Below are 15,986 nucleotides of genomic sequence, written 5' to 3' on the forward strand. Positions count from 1 at the left end.
CAGTCGCTCCTCGTCAGCCTTCGGCTGCCTCGTCGCTCCTGATGTCGATGCGCCAGCCGGTGAGGCGGGCGGCGAGGCGGGCGTTCTGGCCCTCCTTGCCGATCGCCAGCGACAGCTGGAAGTCCGGGACCACCACGCGCGCCGACTTGGCGGCCGCGTCGACGATCTCCACGGAGGTGACCCGGGCGGGCGAGAGGGCGTGCGCCACCAGCTCGGCCGGGTCCTCGGACCAGTCGACGATGTCGATCTTCTCGCCGTGCAGCTCCGACATCACGTTGCGCACCCGCTGGCCCATCGGGCCGATGCAGGCGCCCTTGGGGTTGACCCCGGGCGTCCGGGAGATCACCGCGATCTTGGTGCGGTGGCCCGCCTCCCGGGCGATCGCCGCGATCTCGACGGTGCCGTCGGCGATCTCGGGGACCTCGAGCGCGAAGAGCTTCTTGACCAGGTTGGGGTGGGTCCGCGACAGCGTGATCTGCGGGCCGCGCATCCCCTTGCGCACCGACACGACCAGGCACTTGATGCGGGTGCCGTGCTCGTAGTTCTCGCCGGGCACCCGCTCGCCGAGGGGCAGGAGCGCCTCGAGCTTGCCGAGGTCGACCATGACGTCGTCGGGGTTGCGCCCCTGCTGGATGACGCCGGAGATGATGTCGCCCTCCTTGCCGGAGAACTCACCGAACCGGATGTCGTCCTCGGCGTCGCGCAGCCGCTGGAGCATGATCTGCTTCGCCGTCGTCGCGGCGATCCGGCCGAAGCCCGCCGGGGTGTCGTCGTACTCCCCCACGACCTTGCCCTCGTCGTCGACCTCGGAGGCCAGCACGGTGACGTGGCCGGTCTTGCGGTCGAGCTCGACGCGCGCCTGCTCCTGCGCGCCGGGGTCTTGTGGTACGCCGTCAGCAGGGCCTGCTCGATGGCCTCCACGAGCACGTCGAAGGAGATCTCCTTCTCCCGCTCCAGCATCCGCAGGATGCTCAGGTCGATGTCCATCAGGCGCCCTCTTCTTCGTTGTCGCTGTGCATGCCGGCACCCGGCTTGCGGTTGAACTCGACCTGCACCAGCGCCTTGGCGACCTCGGCGTACGCCACGTCGCGGTCGGTGCCGGAGACGTCGAGCGTCGCCTTGTCGTCGTCGCACCCGGTGATCCGCCCCGTCACGGCCGAGCCGTCGGTGAGTGTCACCTTCACCAGGCGGTCGGTGTTGCGGCGCCAGTGGCGCGGCAGGGTGAGCGGCCGGTCGACACCGCGCGAGGTCACCTCGAGGGTGTAGGGCTGCCCCCATGACGTCGGAGTCGTCGAGCACCCGGTTGACCTCACGGGTCGCGTCGGCGACGTCGTCGAGCGTCACGCCCCCGTCCTTGTCCACGGCGACGCGAAGCACGCGACGCTTGCCTGCGGGAGAGATCTCGACTGCCTCGACGTCGAGGCCGAGGGCACTCAAGGGGTCGACGAGCTCTGTCTCGATCCGGTCCCGGGTGGCGTCCTGCCTGGCACTGCTCACGGGTGGGCGACCTCCTTGTGCTGTTGTCGAGCACCCACGATACCGGCTTCGGGAGGCTCTCTTCACCCGGCCGCCGGAGGGTGCCGGGGACCCGGCGATAGGGTCGTCGCCGTGCCCGCACGCCCCCACCCGCTGCCCTCCACGGCGACGACCCGTCGTACCGCCTTCGGGGTCGCCCTGGCCGGGCTGGCCGCGCTCTCGGCATGTGACGCGAGTCGCGACGAGCCGTCGGCCGCCTCGGGCGTGTCGGCCTCCGCAGACCCCGACGCCGACCTGGTCTCCGGCCTCTCCGACCAGATGACCGCCCTCCTCGGCCTCGCCGCCTCGATCGAGGCGACCTACCCGCGGCTCGGCCCCTCGGTGCGCCCGTGGCGCGAGCTGCACGAGGCGCACCTCAAGGTCCTGGGCGACGACACCGCCCCGGCACCCGCCCACCGACGCAGGTTCGCCGGACCCGACGCCGCCCTGCGCGAGCTGCGGCAGCGTGAGCAGCGCTTCCAGCCACGCCTCGTCGACGCCTCTGTCAGCGCGCAGAGCGGCCCGCTGGCCCGGGTGCTGGCCTGCATGTCGGCGGGTGTCGCCCAGCGGCTCGTCCCGCAGGGGAACGCGACTCGGCTGGAGGCGGGATGACGACGATCAGGGCACTCCAGACCACGCTGGCGGCCGAGCACGCCGCCGTCTACGTCTACGGCGTGCTGGGCGCTCAGACCTCACGCTCGGCCGCACCCGACCTGTACGCCGCGCTCACGGCCGCCTACACCGCGCACCGTGGTCGTCGCGACCTGCTGACCCGGACCATCGCCGACCTGGGGGCCGACCCCGTCGCGGCCGAGCCGGCGTACACCGTGCCCGCGCACCTCGACACCAGCGACCGGGTGATGCGGGAGGCCGCGACCCTGGAGGACGACTGCGCCTCGACCTACGCGAACCTGGTCGCGAATACGTCGGGCGTGCGGCGGCGCTGGGCGATCATGGCCCTGAACGACGCAGCGGTCCGGGTACTCGCCTTCCGAGGAGCTCCCGAGATGCTCCCCGGAGCGGACGAGTACACGGACCGCTGAGGGCCTGGACAACTAGGCCATTTCGAGAAGCCCGCCCGATGTGGGGGGGACCGACGAGCTCCTCGTGCAAAATCATGCAACGAACCGTGGCGGCGTGCGACGCGAATCGATCCTCACAATCCTGCATTGCACGAACCTGCAATCGTGGGCTCTCTCAGGCCCAGCTCGACACGATCCCGGCGACCTCGGAGAGCCGGTACGCGACGGCGTCGGGATCGCCCTCCGTGTGGCCGACCTGGCTGTCCGGAATGGTGCTCAGCGGGATGTGGATCGCCCGCATTCCGGCGTTGTGGGCCCCCCAGATGTCGTCGAAGAGCCGGTCCCCCACGTAGACGCAGCGGGCGGGCTCGGTGACGCCGACCGCGTCCATCGCCGCGCCGAAGGCCCTCGGGGACGGCTTGGTCCACGGGATCTCACTCGTGTAGACGTCTGCGTCGATGAGGTGGAGGACGCCGTCTCGCTCGAAGAAGCCGCGGTGCCACTCCCGGGGCCAGATGGTGTTGGACAGCACCCCGACCTTGATCCCGGCCGCGCGCAGCTCCTCGAAGAGTGGCCCGACCTCGGGGTCGGTCGAGGTGTGCGGCTGCCAGAACTCGTAGTAGGCCTCGAGCAGCTCGGGGTCGTGGTCGAGGCCGGCCACCTCGAAGAGGTCGGCGATCGTGGCGCTCTGCTGGTGGTCCCGGCTGCGGCCCCAGATCGTGTCGCCAGCGGCGTGCAGCCGCTGGGCGTGCACGTGGTGCTCGTGGTGGGAGTTCACCACCGCCTGGGCGAGGGCGAGCGACTCGGCGTGGAAGTCCACGTCGTGCCACCGGGTGAGGGTCCCGCCCCAGTCGAAGATGACCGCCTCGACGCCGACCTCTGCCATCGGGAGCTCAGGCACGGACGAGGCGTACGACGCGGTCCACGAGGTGGTCGGTGGGCACGTTCTGCCGCTCGCCGGTCGCCCGGTCCTTGATCTCGACGGTGCCGTCGACCAGGCCCTTGCCGACCACGACGATGGTCGGGACGCCGATGAGCTCGGCGTCCTTGAACTTCACCCCCGGGCTCACCTTGGGCCGGTCGTCGTAGAGCACCTCGATGCCCTGGCTCGAGAGCTCGTGGGCGATCCGCTCGGCCACGGCGAAGACGTGGTCGTCCTTGCCGGTGGCGACCAGGTGCACGTCGGCCGGTGCGACCTCGCGCGGCCAGGACAGCCCGAGCTCGTCGTGGGTGCCCTCCGCGATCGCGGCGACCGCACGGGAGGGTCCGATGCCGTAGGAGCCCATGGTGACGGTGACCAGCTTGCCGTTCTCGTCGAGGACCTTGAGGTCCAGGGCGTCGGCGTACTTGCGTCCCAGCTGGAAGATGTGGCCCATCTCGATGCCGCGGGCGGTCTCGAGGACCCCACCGTCAGCGTTGGGGCAGGGGTCGCCGTCGCGCACCTCGGCCACCTCGATGACACCGTCGGCGGTGAAGTCGCGGCCGGCCACCAGGTCGAGGACGTGGCTGCCGGACTCGTCGGCCCCGGTGACCCAGCGGGTGCCCTCGACCACGCGCGGATCGAGGAGGTAGCGGACGCCGGCGGGCTTCTTCTCGCCCAGTGCGCCGGGTCCGATGTAGCCCTTGGCGAGCGTGGGCCGGGCCGCGAAGTCGTCCTCGCCGAAGGGCTCGAAGACCACGCCCTCGCCGAGGTGCGCCTCGAGGCGCTTCGCGTCGACCTCGCGGTCGCCGGGCAGGCCGACCGCGAGCGCCTCGGTCGCGCCGTCGGGGTAGCGGACCGAGAAGACGACGTTCTTCAGCGTGTCGGCGGCCGTCCACGGCCGGTCGTCGCGCGGGAACTTCTCGTTGAGGTGGTCGACGAGCGTGTCGATCGTGGGGGTGTCGGGCGTCTGCTCGGCGTGGGCCGCCGGGGCGTCGTCGTAGGGCACGGGTGCGGGCGCCTGGACCGCCACGGCCTCGACGTTCGCGGCGTAGTCGCACAGCGAGCAGCGCACGTAGGTGTCCTCGCCGACCGTGGCCTTGGCGAGGAACTCCTCGGACTTCGAGCCGCCCATGGCACCCGACATCGCCTTGACGATGACGTACTCGAACCCGAGCCGGTCGAAGATCCGGACGTAGGCGTCGCGGTGGGCCTGGTAGCTGCGCTCGAGGCCCTCGTCGTCGACGTCGAAGGAGTAGGAGTCCTTCATGACGAACTCGCGGCCGCGCAGCAGGCCGGCGCGGGGACGCGCCTCGTCGCGGTACTTGGTCTGGATCTGGTAGATCGAGAGCGGCAGGTCCTTGTAGGACGAGTAGAGGTCCTTGACCACGAGGGTGAACATCTCCTCGTGCGTGGGCCCGAGCAGGTAGTCGTTGCCCTTGCGGTCCTTGAGCCGGAAGATGCCGTCGCCGTACTCCGTCCAGCGACCGGTCGCCTCGTAGGGCTCGCGGGGCAGCAGCGCGGGGAACGACAGCTCCTGGGCGCCGATGCCGTCCATCTCCTCACGGATGATGTTCTCGATGCGCCGCAGCACGCGCAGGCCGAGCGGCAGCCAGGTGTAGATGCCGGGCGCGGCGCGGCGGATGTAGCCGGCCCGCACGAGGAGCCGGTGGCTCGGCACCTCGGCGTCCGCGGGGTCCTCTCGCAGGGTCCGCACGAACAGGCTCGACATCCGGGAGATCATGGGACGAAGGCTACTTGTGGGTGTGCCTGGACAGCGAACCAGTTCCGACGTCGGCTCCTGGCCGTGGCGGCCGGGGCTCTCACCCGCACGGGGTGAAGCGGGTGGGCCGTCCGGTGCACGACGCTCGGGTGGACACCTGACTCGGAGGTCGACCGTGAAGCCCACCAGCATCCTGGCAGCCGCCGCGTCGGCCCTCGTCCTCCTCGTCGGAACCGCCGCTCCGGCGTCCGCCGTCCCGGTGACGGTGCTCAGACCTGCCGACCTGCCGCGCGGCCCGGACGTCGCCATCCCGCACCTCGAGGGCAGGACGGTGGTCGACGGGAGTGTCCGGGTGCGGATCCGCGCCGGCCAGTGCTCCTGCTCGGCACCTCCGGGCCCGACTACGTGGTCGGCACCAGCGACGTGAACGGGGACGGCCACTTCCGCGTCTTCCGCGTGACCAGCGCCGGACAGCGCACTCCCCTCCTCCAGGGCATCCCGGTCTTCGACATGGTGCTCTCGCGGGACGGCACGCAGATCGGCCTGGCCTCCGCACGCACGGGCGCCCACACGAACCTGCGGGTGTGGAGCGCGACCGACGGCCACCGCCAGGCGACGCGCCGCTTCCGCGGCTCGGTGACCATCCTCGACTCGACGCCCGCCGCATGGTCCTCGGCAGCTCCGGCCCGGACCGGACGTTCTGGTGGAGCTCGCGCACGGACGCCACCAGGCGGATCAGCGACCGGGCCGGGTACAACGCCGACATTCGCGCCGACCGGCTGGCCGTGTTCACCAAGGACCCGTACCTCGACGGGTGCAGCGTGGTCTCGCGCCTCTCGGCGCCGAGAAGGACGCTGTGGAAGTCCTGCCGGGAGCGGGTCCAGGCCTTCGGACCCGGCGGTGGCCGCCTGGCCTCGATCCCGATCCTGACCGACGGCCTCGGACCGCGGGACGTGTTCCTGCGCAGCACCCGCGGCCGGCTGCTGGCGCACTACCGGACCGCCGGCTGGTTCGGCGCCGTGGACTGGGAGTCCGCAAAGGCCCTGCTGCTCGACACCAACGGCTCCGCGAGGTCCGCCACCGTGCGGTGCGTGGTCGCCGACTGCGAGCGGGCCTCCCGGCTGCGGCCGGTCCCGCAGCTCTAGCCGGTCAGGAACGGCGGGCGGCGCCCAGCGCGGCCCGGATCATCGGCCACTGGAGCGGCAGCCGGGCGAACGCCGCGGCCTTGAACGCAGTGCGGTCGGTGCCCGCGGCATCGGCGGCCATCTTGAGGTTCCCGGGGAAGACGCCGACCAGCAGGGCGGCGCTGGCCAGTCCTGCCACACGCCGCGTCGGGGGCACCAGCAGCCCGGCCGCGCAGGCCAGCTCGGCGACGCCGCTGGCCACGATGACCTCCCTGTGGGCGGGGACCCACGCCGGCATCAGCGGTTCGTAGAACCGCGGGCGCACCAGGTGGACGACGCCACTGACGGCGAAGATGCCGGCCAGGACACGGGTGCCTCGCGAGATGCTCACGGGCGCCAACCTAGCCCTCGCCCGGAAACACGGCAGCAGCACGGTGGGGCCGGTCCGCGGACCGGCCCCACCGTTCGTACTGCCGTGCTGCTGCTCGGGCTCAGCGGCTCACTTGCTGCCGGCCGCAACCGCCCGGGCGAGGCTGTGCGCCGCCGCGTCCCGCGTCGAGAGCGGGGCCAGTCCGTAGCTCTTCTCGATGGTGGACAGGATCGACGTCGTGTCGTACGTCGTGTGGTCGACCGCCGAGTGCTTCAGCGAGGTCGAGAGCACCAGCGCCGGGATCCGGGTTCCGGGGCCCCAGGCGTCCACCTTCGGCGGCGAGACGTGGTCCCACTGGCCGCCGAACTCGTCGTAGGTCACGACGACGAGCGTCTTGTCGGCCTGCGGGCCGTGGCTGATCGTCTTGAGCAGGTGGACGAGGTGGTCCGACCCGTTCGGCTCGCTGGCGTAGCCGGGGTGCTCGTTCTCGGCGCCGTAGGGCTTCACGAACGACACGGCCGGCAGGTGGCCGTCCTTCGCGGCGGAGAAGAACGTCGACTCGTCCTCGAGGTGCTTGCGGCCGGGCTGGCCGGGCGCGTAGTCCGCGAAGTAGTTGAAGGGCTGGTGGTGGTACTGGAACAGCGGCCCGGGGTGGCCGGCCTCGGCGTCGTCCCAGCCGCCGGAGTACCACTTCCAGCTGACGCCGGCCTCGGTGAGGCGGTCGCCGATGTTGGGGTACTCCGCGTCGTCGATCAACGGCAGCTGGGCGCCCGAGCCGTGCGGGGCGCTGGCCGGCTGGATGGTGTTGATCGCGTAGTCGCCGCACGCGTGCAACGGGTCGTCCAGCGCCGGGTCGGAGGCGCACTTCTGCGTCAGCTGCCCGTCGGTCACCGAGCCGGTGGCCTGGTACTGCGGGTAGCTGGTCGGCATCCCGTTGGTGTCCACCACGGAGTTCTTGGCGCCGTCTGCCCCGTTGCTGGTGTCGAGCGGGGCGCGGGCGGCGATGAGGAACTGGTGGTTGAGGAACGAGCCACCGAAGGCTGCCTGGAAGAAGTGGTCCGCCAGGACGTAGTGCGGCGCGTTCCTGCCGTGCAGGTACCGGTAGATCGGCAGCTGCCGGGTGGCGTAGCCGCCCTGCGTCAGGCCCACCGCGTCCGAGCCGGTCGTGTAGCGGTCCTGCTTGCCCCCGTCGATCTGGTACTGCTCCTGGTAGAAGCGGTGCACGAGGTCGCGGGTGCAGCCGCCGGGCTGTGCGCCGTCGGAGTCCTCGAGCACCCCGTTCGGCGCGTAGACGCCCTCGGCGGGGCAGGTCCTGTCCTCCGGCTTGATGTAGTCGTCGATCCGGAACGGCTTGTTCGTGAAGTGGCTGGCCGAGATGCCGTGGGCCGAGTCCTGGCAGGTGTCGCCCAGCGGCGGCGAGGTCAGGTTGACGTCGTCCTGCGGGAGACAGCCGTACGCCGTCCCGTCCTGCGCGACCTGTGTCCTCTGCGCAGTCGTCGCCTGCGCCAGCCCGTCCACGGACTGGCCGTGGACCTTGCCCCAGGTGCCGTAGAGGTTGTCGAAGGAGTGGTTCTCCTCGTAGATCACGACGAGGTGCTTGTAGCCGCCCGGGAGGGTCGTGCCCGCCCCGTGAGGGCTCTGCTGCGCGGCCGTGGAGGCGGTGGGCTGCGAGGCGGCGGCGGTCGCTGCGCCGCCGAGGGTGCCGAGCGCCGCGGTGCTGAGCACCGCGGCCGCACCGGCCATCGCCCCGAGGGCGATCCTGTTGCTCCGAGTGAGGGTCATGGGCACATCAACCACGGCCCGCGGGACCGGCAGCTGGTCAACGGGTGAACCCGCGGTGAATTCAGAACATGACGGTGGCGAAACGTGCCGTCTCGCGGAAGCCGACCTTCTCGTAGGCCCGTCGCGCGGGCGCGTTCCAGTCGTTGACGTAGAGCGAGACCACCGGGGCGACCTCCCGCCGCACCAGGTCCACGACCGCGGCCATCCCGGCCGCCGCGAGTCCCTCTCCCCGCCGGTCCTCGGGCACCCACACGCCCTGCACCTGCGCGGCGTACGGCGACGAGCAGGCCACCTCGGCCTTGAAGACGAGCCGGCCCTCGTCGAAGCGGGCGAACGACCAGCCACGGTTGACCAGCTGGGTCACGCGGGCCCGGTAGAGCTCGGCTCCCCCGCCGTACTCGGGCGAGATCCCGACCTCCTCGGTGTACATCGCCACGCACGCCGGGTAGAGCTCGTCCATGTCCTGGCGGGTCGTCCGCCGGACCAGCGGGTCGGGCGTGACCTGAGGAGTCGTGGAGATCGCCAGGTGCGGCTGGTTCCAGCGGATCTCCCGCGGGGTCCCCCAGCCGCGGGAGACGGAGTTCCAGAACGCCTGCACGGCCTCCTGGGGGCCCACGATGGTGGAGACGGTCCGACCGCGGTGAGGGCCCGCTCCGCGAAGGCGCGGGCGTCGTCGACGCTCGCCTGCACCGGCACCAGGTTGGCCCCGACGTGGCAGGCGGCCACGAGCTCGCCGTCCTCGAAGCGCCCCCACACCTCGCCACCCAGCCAGCGCGGCTCGAGAGTGGTGGTCCGCGCCCGGTAGTCGACGAAGACGTTCACGACGGCGTCGCGGCCGGCGAGCGCCAAGAACGCGTCGAGGTCCGGCGGCCCCAAGGGGCGCACCCCGTGGCGGGTCGTGAGCACGAGGGGAGCCTACGCGGCCCGGGGCCCGGCCGGGAGCCGCTCGTACGCCGCGGCGCGCGATGATCGTGTCGCCCGAGTGGACGTGGTGCGCGTCACCATCCCGGTACCCTCGTCGCGTGGAGGGTGCCCAGGTCGAGGACGAGGCAGCCTCGAGGCTGCGAGGGCTGCTGCGCGCCCAGGGCACCATCATCGGCGTCCTCGACCTCCAGACCGTGCTGCTGCGCGTCGTGGAGGCCGCCTGCGAGCTGGTCGGCGCGCCGTACGGCGCCCTCGGTGTGGTCGCACCCGACGCCTCCGGGCTCGAGCAGTTCATCCACGTCGGAATGGACCCCGACGACGTCGCGAGGATCGGCCACCTCCCCGAGGGCAAGGGCCTGCTCGGAGCCCTGATCGAGGACCCGCGACCGATCCGGCTCGAGGACCTGAGGGACGACCCGCGCTCCGCCGGCTTCCCGGAGGGCCACCCCCCGATGAGGGGGTTCATCGGTGTTCCGATCAGGGTCCGGGAGGAGGTGTTCGGCAACCTCTACCTCGCGACCCTGGACCCTCGTGGCTTCGACGCCGCTGACGAGGAGCTCGTGTCCTCCCTCGCCGCCACAGCCGGGAACGCGATCCAGAACGCCCGGCTGTACGACACGGCGAGACGGCGCCAGACCTGGCTCCAGGCCTCCATGGACACGACGCTCCAGATGCTGACCGGCACTCCCAGCGACATGCTCGAGATGATCGGACGGAGCGTGCGGGACCTCTCGGACGCCGACATCGTGACAGTCGTGCAGCCGACCCCGGACAAGCACACGCTGACCGTGCCGGCGGCGGTCGGCGTGTCCAGCGAGGAGCTGATGTCGTCGACCTACGCGATCGAGAACACCGTCAGCGAGCAGGTCCTCACGAGCGGGCAGCCGGTCGTCATGGACGTCACCCGCGACCAGCTCCCCGGGGGGCGGCGCGCGCTCTACCTGTCCTCGGTCGTGCCCGTGGGCCCCGTCATGGTCCTGCCGCTGGTGGGGGCCGCGACCACCCGAGGAGTCCTGGTCGTGGGCCGGTGCGCGGGCGAGCGCGGTTCACCACGGAGGACGTGGAGATGGCGTCCTCCTTCGCCAACCACGCCTCGATCGCGCTGGAGCTGATGGAGGCCCGACGCGACCAGCAGCGCATGCTGCTGCTCGAGGACCGCGCGAGGATCGCCCGGGACCTGCACGACCACGTGATCCAGCAGCTCTTCGCTGCGGGCATGGGCATCCAGGGTGTCGCCGCGGGGCTCGACGAGCGACGCGCCGACCAGCTGGAGGACGTCGTGGCGCGGGTCGACGAGGCCATCCGGCAGATCCGCTCGTCGATCTTCCAGCTCACCCCGCAGCGCTTCAGCGGAGAGCTGCGAACGGCGGTCATGGAGGTGGTCACCGAGGTGACGCCGCTGCTCGGCTTCTCCCCCGAGGTCGGCTTCAACGGGCCGGTGGACATCCTCAGCGACCCCGAGCTCACCGCCGACGTCGCCGCGGTGGTCCGCGAGGGCCTCACCAACGTCGCCCGGCACGCCTCTGCCAGCAGGGCGCAGGTGACCGTGACGGGCACGACCGGCCGGATGACGGTCAGCGTGACCGACAACGGGGCCGGTCTCGGGGACACCGGGCGACGCAGCGGCCTGGACAACATCCGGCTCCGCGCCGAGCAGCGTTCCGGCGCGCTGACCATCGAGGACGCCGCCCCGGGGACGCGGCTCACCTGGAGCGCTTCAGTCGTCTGAGCCCGGGTGTCCCGGCACCACGGCCACGCTGCACCTCGCGTGCTCGACCACCGCCCGGCGTACTCCCCCGAGGCCCCAGGGACCGGGACCGTGCCGCGGTTTGCTGCCCACGACGACCAGGCCGGCGCCGTCCGAGACGTGCGTGAGGTAGCCGGCCGCGGACCCACGCCGCAGGTCGACCTCGACGCGGACGTCCGGATGCTCGGTCGCCAGCTTGGCCACCGTCTCCTCCAGCGCCTCACGCTCGGGGGTGCGCTCCGCGACGGGCCCCTCGTGCGTACGGTGCAGGCCACCCACCTCGACCGGCAGGCAGTGCACCACGGTCAGCCGGGCACGGCGCTGGTCGGCCTGGGCGAAGGCGAACTCGAGCGCGGCCTCCGACGCCGGCGTGCCGTCGCTGCCCGCCACGACCCATCGGTGGTCGACCGTCTCGCCGGCGGGGTCGATCTCCCCGCGCACCACGACCACCGGGCACTGCGCGTGCTGCGCCACCCACTGCCCCACCGAGCCCACGAGCAGGTGGGCCATCCGGCCGCGGCCCCGCGAGGCCACCACCAGCAGGGCGGCGGTGCGCGCCGACTCCGCCAGGGCCTCGCGTGCGTCCAGGGTGCTCCACACCAGCGTCACCGGCAGGTCCGGAGCCTGCTCGCGGACCAGGTGCCGTGCCTTGTGCAGCACCTCCTCGGCCGCCTTGTCCAACGCGTCGCCGAGGTCGAGGCCGGGGAACGTCGCGCCCCAGCCGGAGTAGACGACGGGGTGGGGGTCGTAGGCGTGGACGATGCACAGCGGGCGTTGCTCGAGCTGGGCCTGGTGCGCCGCCCAGCGCAGCGCCACCCGACAGTCGTCGGAGTCGTCGACGCCGACGGTGACCGCGCCGGCCGGGACCTCGTCCTTCATGTCCCCAGCGTCCGGGGTGCCGCTCCGGGCGGGCAGCGGCGTACGACACCTGCGCGGCGGACCAAAGGCCCTGCGCCGCGCTCGGCGGCTGGTCAGGAGATGGTGACCTGGGCGCCCGCGCCGTCGACGGACTCCATGCCCTCGGCGATGCGCATGGCCTCCTCGATCAGGGTCTCGACGATCTTCGACTCCGGCACGGTCTTGATGACCTCGCCCTTGACGAAGATCTGGCCCTTGCCGTTGCCCGACGCCACGCCGAGGTCGGCTTCGCGCGCCTCGCCCGGGCCGTTGACGACGCAGCCCATGACGGCGACGCGCAGGGGCACCTCGAGACCGTCGAGGCCCGCGGTCACCTCGTCGGCGAGCTTGTAGACGTCGACCTGGGCACGCCCGCACGACGGGCAGGAGACGATCTCGAGGCGGCGGGGACGCAGGTTCAGCGACTCCAGGATCTGGAGGCCGACCTTCACCTCCTCGACCGGCGGGGCTGAGAGCGAGACCCGGATGGTGTCGCCGATGCCCTTGCTCAGCAGGGCCCCGAAGGCGGTCGCGGACTTGATCGTGCCCTGGAACGCGGGGCCTGCCTCGGTGACACCGAGGTGCAGCGGCCAGTCGCCGCGCTCGGCGAGCATCTCGTAGGCCCGCACCATCACGACCGGGTCGTTGTGCTTGACCGAGATCTTGAAGTCGTGGAAGTCGTGCTCCTCGAAGAGGCCCGCCTCCCAGACCGCCGACTCGACGAGGGCCTCCGGCGTGGCCTTGCCGTACTTCTCCAGCAGGCGCTTGTCGAGCGACCCGGCGTTCACGCCGATGCGGATGCTGGTGCCGCGGTCCTTGGCGGCGGCCGCGATCTCCTTGACCTGGTCGTCGAACTGGCGGATGTTGCCCGGGTTGACCCGCACCGCCGCGCAGCCGGCGTCGATGGCGGCGAAGACGTACTTGGGCTGGAAGTGGATGTCGGCGATGACCGGGATCTGCGAGTGCTGCGCGATCTCGGGGAGCGCCTCGGCGTCGTCCTGGCTGGGGCACGCGACCCGCACGATGTCGCAGCCCGACGCGGTCAGCTCGGCGATCTGCTGCAGGGTCGAGTTCACGTCGGAGGTCAGCGTCGTCGTCATCGACTGGACCGAGATCGGCGACTCGCTGCCGACCCCGACCTTGCCGACCTTGATCTGGCGGGTCGGACGGCGGGGGGCGAGCACCGGCGGCGGTGCGGCGGGCATGCCCAGGCTGATCTCGGTCATGGCTTCAGGTTACTGGTGCACCCGCCACGCTCCACCACCGAGAGCGCCGGCCCCGTGCCGGGACGTGCTGTCAGGACGGAAGGTGGACCGGCACGACGAGGTCGCCCACGATCAGCACCACGCCCATCACCAGCAGGCACGCCGCGACGCCGTACGCGATCGGCAGCAGCTTGGCCACGTCGACGTACCCGGGGTCGGGGCGGCCCCGCATCCGGGCGAACGAGCGCCGGACAGCCTCCCACAGCGCGCCGGCGATGTGACCGCCGTCGAGCGGCAGCAGCGGCAGGAAGTTGAACATGCCGATGAAGAAGTTGAAGCCGGCGATGAGCATCAGCAGGAAGACGGCCTTGTCGACCAGCGGGAAGCCCTGCTTGGAGACCGTCTCACCCGCGATCCGGCCGCCCCCGACGATGCTCACCGGACCCAGCGGGTCGCGCGCCTTCACGCCCGCGATCGCCTCCGCCACGCCCCACACCTTCACCGGCAGCGTCCCGAGCGCCTTCACCGTGGTGCCGGTCATGATGCCCATCTGCTCGAGCGTGTAGACGGGGCCGCCGCTGACGAACTCCGAGGCGGGAGTGAAGCCCAGGAAGCCGACGGGCTCCAGCGTCTTGTCGGTCGCCGAGGTGGGCCGCGGGGTGACCATCGTGTTGGTGGTGAGGACCTTGGTGGCCCCGGCGCGCTGGACGGTGATGCTCGCGGTGCCGGCGGCGTTGCCGCGGATCAGGTCCTGCAGCTGCTTCCAGTCGGTGATCCGGGTGCCGTTGAAGGCGACGATCCGGTCGCCCTTCTCCAGGCCCGCCTTGACCGCGGGGCTGACCGGGTCACTCGCTCTGCAGACGCGACCGTCCTGGGCCGCGGGGACGACACAGCCCTCGACCCGGTCGACGACCGGGGAGATCCGCAGGTCGCTGGGGTTGCCGTAGGTGGAGAAGACGGCGAGGAAGATCCCGAACGCGATCAGGAGGTTCACCGTAGGGCCGCCGGCCATCACGATGACCTTCTTCCACCAGACCATCTTGTAGAAGAGCCGGTCGGAGTCCTCAGGCCGGATCGTCTCCCACTCCGCGGCACGGGCGTCGGAGATGAGCTGGGTGAACATGCCGGTGTTGGACTTGCGCACCCGGACAACCTGGTTGCCCTCGTCGTCGGTGGTGACCTCGTCGGCCAGCTGCTCGGCACCCGGCGGCAGCATGCCGACGATCTTGACGTAGCCGCCGAGCGGGATCGCCTTGACGCCGTACTCCGTCTCCCCGACCTTCTTGCTCCACACGGTGGGGCCGAAGCCGATGAAGTACTGCGTGACCTTCCCGCCGAACTTCTTCGCCGGGATCATGTGGCCGAGCTCGTGCAGGCCGATGGAGGCCAGGATGGCGACCGCGAAGATCACCACGCCGAGCAGGTAGAACAGGGCAGTCATTCGCCACCTTCACAAGCAGAGCCGTCGATCACGCGCGAGGCCGCGGCACGGGCCCACGCGTCGGCGGCGAGGACGTCATCGACGGTGAGTCCGCCCTCGGGCCGCTGCTCCGAGGGTACGTCGTGCAGCCCCAGCACGTGGGAAACCGTGGGGACGATGTCGTTGAACTCGAGCCGCCCGGACCGGAACGCCTCGACGCAGACCTCGTTGGCGGCGTTGTAGACCGCCGGCGCCGTGGCCCCGGTCTCCCCCGCCCGACGGGCCAGCGCGACCGCGGGGAACGCCTCGTCGTCGAGGGGGAAGAACTCCCACGTCTCGGGCCGGGTCCAGTCCACCGCCGGCGCCGCGTCGGGCACCCGGTGGGGCCAGCTCAGCCCCAGAGCGATCGGGATCAGCATCGTCGGGGGGCTGGCCTGGACGAGCGTCGAGCCGTCGACGAACTCCACCATCGAGTGGACGACGCTCGTGGGGTGCACCACCACCTCGATCCGGTCGAAGGGGATGCCGAAGAGCAGGTGCGCCTCGATGACCTCGAGGCCCTTGTTGACCAGGGTCGCGGAGTTGATCGTGATGACCGGACCCATGTCCCACGTCGGGTGGTTCATCGCCTGCTCCGGGGTGACGCCGGCGAGCTCCTCGCGGGTGCGTCCACGGAACGGTCCGCCGCTCGCGGTCAGCACCAGCCGGCGTACCTCCGCGGGGGTGCCGCCGCGCAGGCACTGGGCCAGCGCGGAGTGCTCGGAGTCGACGGGCACGAGCTGGCCGGCCCCGGCGCGCTCGAGGACGAGCGGGCCACCCATGATGAGCGACTCCTTGTTGGCCAGCGCGAGCGTGTTGCCGCGTCGAGGGCGGCCAGGGTGGGGCGCAGGCCCACGGCACCGGTGATGCCGTTGAGCACGACGTCGCACCCGCGGGCCGCCGCCTCGACGCTGGCCTCCTCACCGAGCCCGTGGAACGCGGGAGCGAACTCCGCGACCTGCCGCTCGAAGAGGTCGGGGTTGCTGCCGCCCGCGGTCAGTCCCACCACCCGGAACCGGTCGGGGTTGGCGCGCACCAGGTCCAGGGCCTGGGTGCCGATCGAGCCGGTGGACCCGAGGACGACGACGTCGCGTGGCTTGCTCACGCGGGCCATCCTCGCGCATCCCGGGGCTGTCCCCGCTGCCGGGACGCGACCCGTCGAACCGATCGAGGAAACCGTGGCTACCGGCCCCCTGCACAACGGGAACCGAAGGCAATAGGCTGCGAGCATGACCGAATCCACTGTCGCGACCCTGACCGGCGGCCCCACGCTCCCCCAGGAGCGGCGGCTGGTCACCG

The 15,986-nt window shown here is 71.6% G+C and carries 15 protein-coding genes and 4 pseudogenes; 6 read left to right on the forward strand and 13 right to left on the reverse strand.

Annotated features, from left to right (window positions below):
- Nucleotides 1–13: 13 nt before the first annotated feature.
- The 3 genes and pseudogenes from nusA to H0S67_RS28305 form a co-directional block, all read right to left on the reverse strand.
- Nucleotides 14–987 (reverse strand): annotated as a pseudogene (nusA, locus tag H0S67_RS15335) (transcription termination factor NusA).
- Nucleotides 987–1,253, reverse strand: a complete 267-nt coding sequence (locus H0S67_RS28300) for a ribosome maturation factor RimP (RefSeq protein ID WP_425489939.1) — start codon at nt 1,251–1,253, stop codon at nt 987–989. Before H0S67_RS28300 ends, nusA begins: the two are co-directional and overlap by 1 nt.
- Before the next feature lie 79 nt (nt 1,254–1,332).
- A pseudogene (locus tag H0S67_RS28305) lies at nt 1,333–1,626 on the reverse strand (hypothetical protein); the annotation flags it as partial.
- Here H0S67_RS28305 and H0S67_RS15345 point away from each other — a divergent pair.
- Together H0S67_RS15345 and H0S67_RS15350 are read left to right on the forward strand one after the other, a co-directional pair.
- Complete coding sequence (locus H0S67_RS15345; RefSeq protein ID WP_180933748.1) at nt 1,609–2,127, forward strand: hypothetical protein; 519 nt, start codon at nt 1,609–1,611, stop codon at nt 2,125–2,127. The pseudogene H0S67_RS28305 and the gene H0S67_RS15345 sit on opposite strands and share 18 nt — an antisense overlap.
- Complete coding sequence (locus H0S67_RS15350) at nt 2,124–2,558, forward strand: ferritin-like domain-containing protein (RefSeq protein WP_180933749.1); 435 nt, start codon at nt 2,124–2,126, stop codon at nt 2,556–2,558. Before H0S67_RS15345 ends, H0S67_RS15350 begins: the two co-directional genes overlap by 4 nt.
- Before the next feature lie 154 nt (nt 2,559–2,712).
- Here the strand turns inward: H0S67_RS15350 and H0S67_RS15355 are convergent, their stop codons facing one another.
- Complete coding sequence (locus H0S67_RS15355) at nt 2,713–3,438, reverse strand: HAD family hydrolase (protein ID WP_246354781.1); 726 nt, start codon at nt 3,436–3,438, stop codon at nt 2,713–2,715.
- Nucleotides 3,431–5,200, reverse strand: coding sequence for a proline--tRNA ligase (locus H0S67_RS15360; protein WP_180933750.1), 1,770 nt, complete (start codon nt 5,198–5,200; stop codon nt 3,431–3,433). Before H0S67_RS15360 ends, H0S67_RS15355 begins: the two co-directional genes overlap by 8 nt.
- A 154-nt stretch (nt 5,201–5,354) precedes the next feature.
- On the opposite strand from H0S67_RS15360, the gene H0S67_RS15365 reads away from it, so the two are divergent.
- Nucleotides 5,355–5,606 (forward strand): hypothetical protein, encoded by a 252-nt coding sequence (locus tag H0S67_RS15365; protein WP_180933751.1) that lies wholly within the window; start codon nt 5,355–5,357, stop codon nt 5,604–5,606.
- A gap of 238 nt (nt 5,607–5,844) precedes the next feature.
- The gene (locus H0S67_RS15370; RefSeq protein WP_180933752.1) at nt 5,845–6,324 is read left to right on the forward strand and encodes a hypothetical protein; all 480 of its coding nucleotides are present in this window, start codon (nt 5,845–5,847) and stop codon (nt 6,322–6,324) included.
- Nucleotides 6,325–6,328: 4 nt separating this feature from the next.
- Here the strand turns inward: H0S67_RS15370 and H0S67_RS15375 are convergent, their stop codons facing one another.
- The 4 genes and pseudogenes from H0S67_RS15375 to H0S67_RS28310 form a co-directional block, all read right to left on the reverse strand.
- Entirely contained in the window at nt 6,329–6,694 is a 366-nt protein-coding gene (locus H0S67_RS15375; protein WP_180933753.1) for a DoxX family protein, read from the reverse strand.
- 108 nt (nt 6,695–6,802) lie between these two features.
- On the reverse strand, nt 6,803–8,455 hold the full coding sequence (gene acpA, locus H0S67_RS15380) for an acid phosphatase (RefSeq protein WP_219635289.1): 1,653 nt from the start codon (nt 8,453–8,455) through the stop codon (nt 6,803–6,805).
- 61 nt (nt 8,456–8,516) lie between these two features.
- Nucleotides 8,517–8,915 (reverse strand): GNAT family N-acetyltransferase, encoded by a 399-nt coding sequence (locus H0S67_RS15385; protein WP_425489940.1) that lies wholly within the window; start codon nt 8,913–8,915, stop codon nt 8,517–8,519.
- Nucleotides 8,916–8,966: 51 nt separating this feature from the next.
- Nucleotides 8,967–9,361 (reverse strand): annotated as a pseudogene (locus H0S67_RS28310) (DUF4081 domain-containing protein); the annotation flags it as partial.
- Nucleotides 9,362–9,477: 116 nt separating this feature from the next.
- Here H0S67_RS28310 and H0S67_RS15390 point away from each other — a divergent pair.
- Together H0S67_RS15390 and H0S67_RS15395 are read left to right on the forward strand one after the other, a co-directional pair.
- The gene (locus tag H0S67_RS15390) at nt 9,478–10,491 is read left to right on the forward strand and encodes a GAF domain-containing protein (RefSeq protein WP_219635290.1); all 1,014 of its coding nucleotides are present in this window, start codon (nt 9,478–9,480) and stop codon (nt 10,489–10,491) included.
- A complete protein-coding gene (locus H0S67_RS15395; protein ID WP_180933755.1) occupies nt 10,446–11,108 on the forward strand; it encodes a sensor histidine kinase in 663 nt (220 codons plus the stop codon). The genes H0S67_RS15390 and H0S67_RS15395 overlap by 46 nt, the downstream gene beginning before the upstream one ends.
- Here the strand turns inward: H0S67_RS15395 and H0S67_RS15400 are convergent.
- The 4 genes and pseudogenes from H0S67_RS15400 to H0S67_RS15415 all read right to left on the reverse strand — a co-directional run bounded on the left by H0S67_RS15400 (nt 11,097) and on the right by H0S67_RS15415 (nt 15,801).
- Nucleotides 11,097–12,005: a universal stress protein gene (locus tag H0S67_RS15400; protein ID WP_180933756.1), complete on the reverse strand. Its 909-nt coding sequence runs from the start codon at nt 12,003–12,005 to the stop codon at nt 11,097–11,099. The genes H0S67_RS15395 and H0S67_RS15400 overlap by 12 nt on opposite strands.
- A gap of 92 nt (nt 12,006–12,097) precedes the next feature.
- Nucleotides 12,098–13,249, reverse strand: coding sequence for a flavodoxin-dependent (E)-4-hydroxy-3-methylbut-2-enyl-diphosphate synthase (gene ispG, locus H0S67_RS15405; protein WP_180933757.1), 1,152 nt, complete (start codon nt 13,247–13,249; stop codon nt 12,098–12,100).
- Between the two features lie 70 nt (nt 13,250–13,319).
- A complete protein-coding gene (locus H0S67_RS15410; protein ID WP_281368866.1) occupies nt 13,320–14,669 on the reverse strand; it encodes a M50 family metallopeptidase in 1,350 nt (449 codons plus the stop codon).
- Nucleotides 14,666–15,801 (reverse strand): annotated as a pseudogene (locus H0S67_RS15415) (1-deoxy-D-xylulose-5-phosphate reductoisomerase). The gene H0S67_RS15410 and the pseudogene H0S67_RS15415 overlap by 4 nt, the downstream one beginning before the upstream one ends.
- Nucleotides 15,802–15,986: the final 185 nt, after the last annotated feature.

It is taken from the genome of Nocardioides ungokensis (assembly GCF_013466985.1).
GTDB lineage: Bacteria > Actinomycetota > Actinomycetes > Propionibacteriales > Nocardioidaceae > Nocardioides > Nocardioides ungokensis.

Excerpts from the sequence above, each read along its gene's own strand:
- H0S67_RS15360 (WP_180933750.1), bottom strand. The coding sequence starts at position 5,200 with ATGATCTCCCGGATGTCGAGCCTGTTCGTGCGGACCCTGCGAGAGGAC.
- H0S67_RS15350 (WP_180933749.1), top strand. The coding sequence starts at position 2,124 with ATGACGACGATCAGGGCACTCCAGACCACGCTGGCGGCCGAGCACGCC.
- H0S67_RS15370 (WP_180933752.1), top strand. The coding sequence starts at position 5,845 with ATGGTCCTCGGCAGCTCCGGCCCGGACCGGACGTTCTGGTGGAGCTCG.
- H0S67_RS15400 (WP_180933756.1), bottom strand. The coding sequence starts at position 12,005 with ATGAAGGACGAGGTCCCGGCCGGCGCGGTCACCGTCGGCGTCGACGAC.
- H0S67_RS15410 (WP_281368866.1), bottom strand. The coding sequence starts at position 14,669 with ATGACTGCCCTGTTCTACCTGCTCGGCGTGGTGATCTTCGCGGTCGCC.
- acpA (WP_219635289.1), bottom strand. The coding sequence starts at position 8,455 with ATGACCCTCACTCGGAGCAACAGGATCGCCCTCGGGGCGATGGCCGGT.
- ispG (WP_180933757.1), bottom strand. The coding sequence starts at position 13,249 with ATGACCGAGATCAGCCTGGGCATGCCCGCCGCACCGCCGCCGGTGCTC.
- H0S67_RS15395 (WP_180933755.1), top strand. The coding sequence starts at position 10,446 with ATGGCGTCCTCCTTCGCCAACCACGCCTCGATCGCGCTGGAGCTGATG.
- H0S67_RS15385 (WP_425489940.1), bottom strand. The coding sequence starts at position 8,915 with ATGGACGAGCTCTACCCGGCGTGCGTGGCGATGTACACCGAGGAGGTC.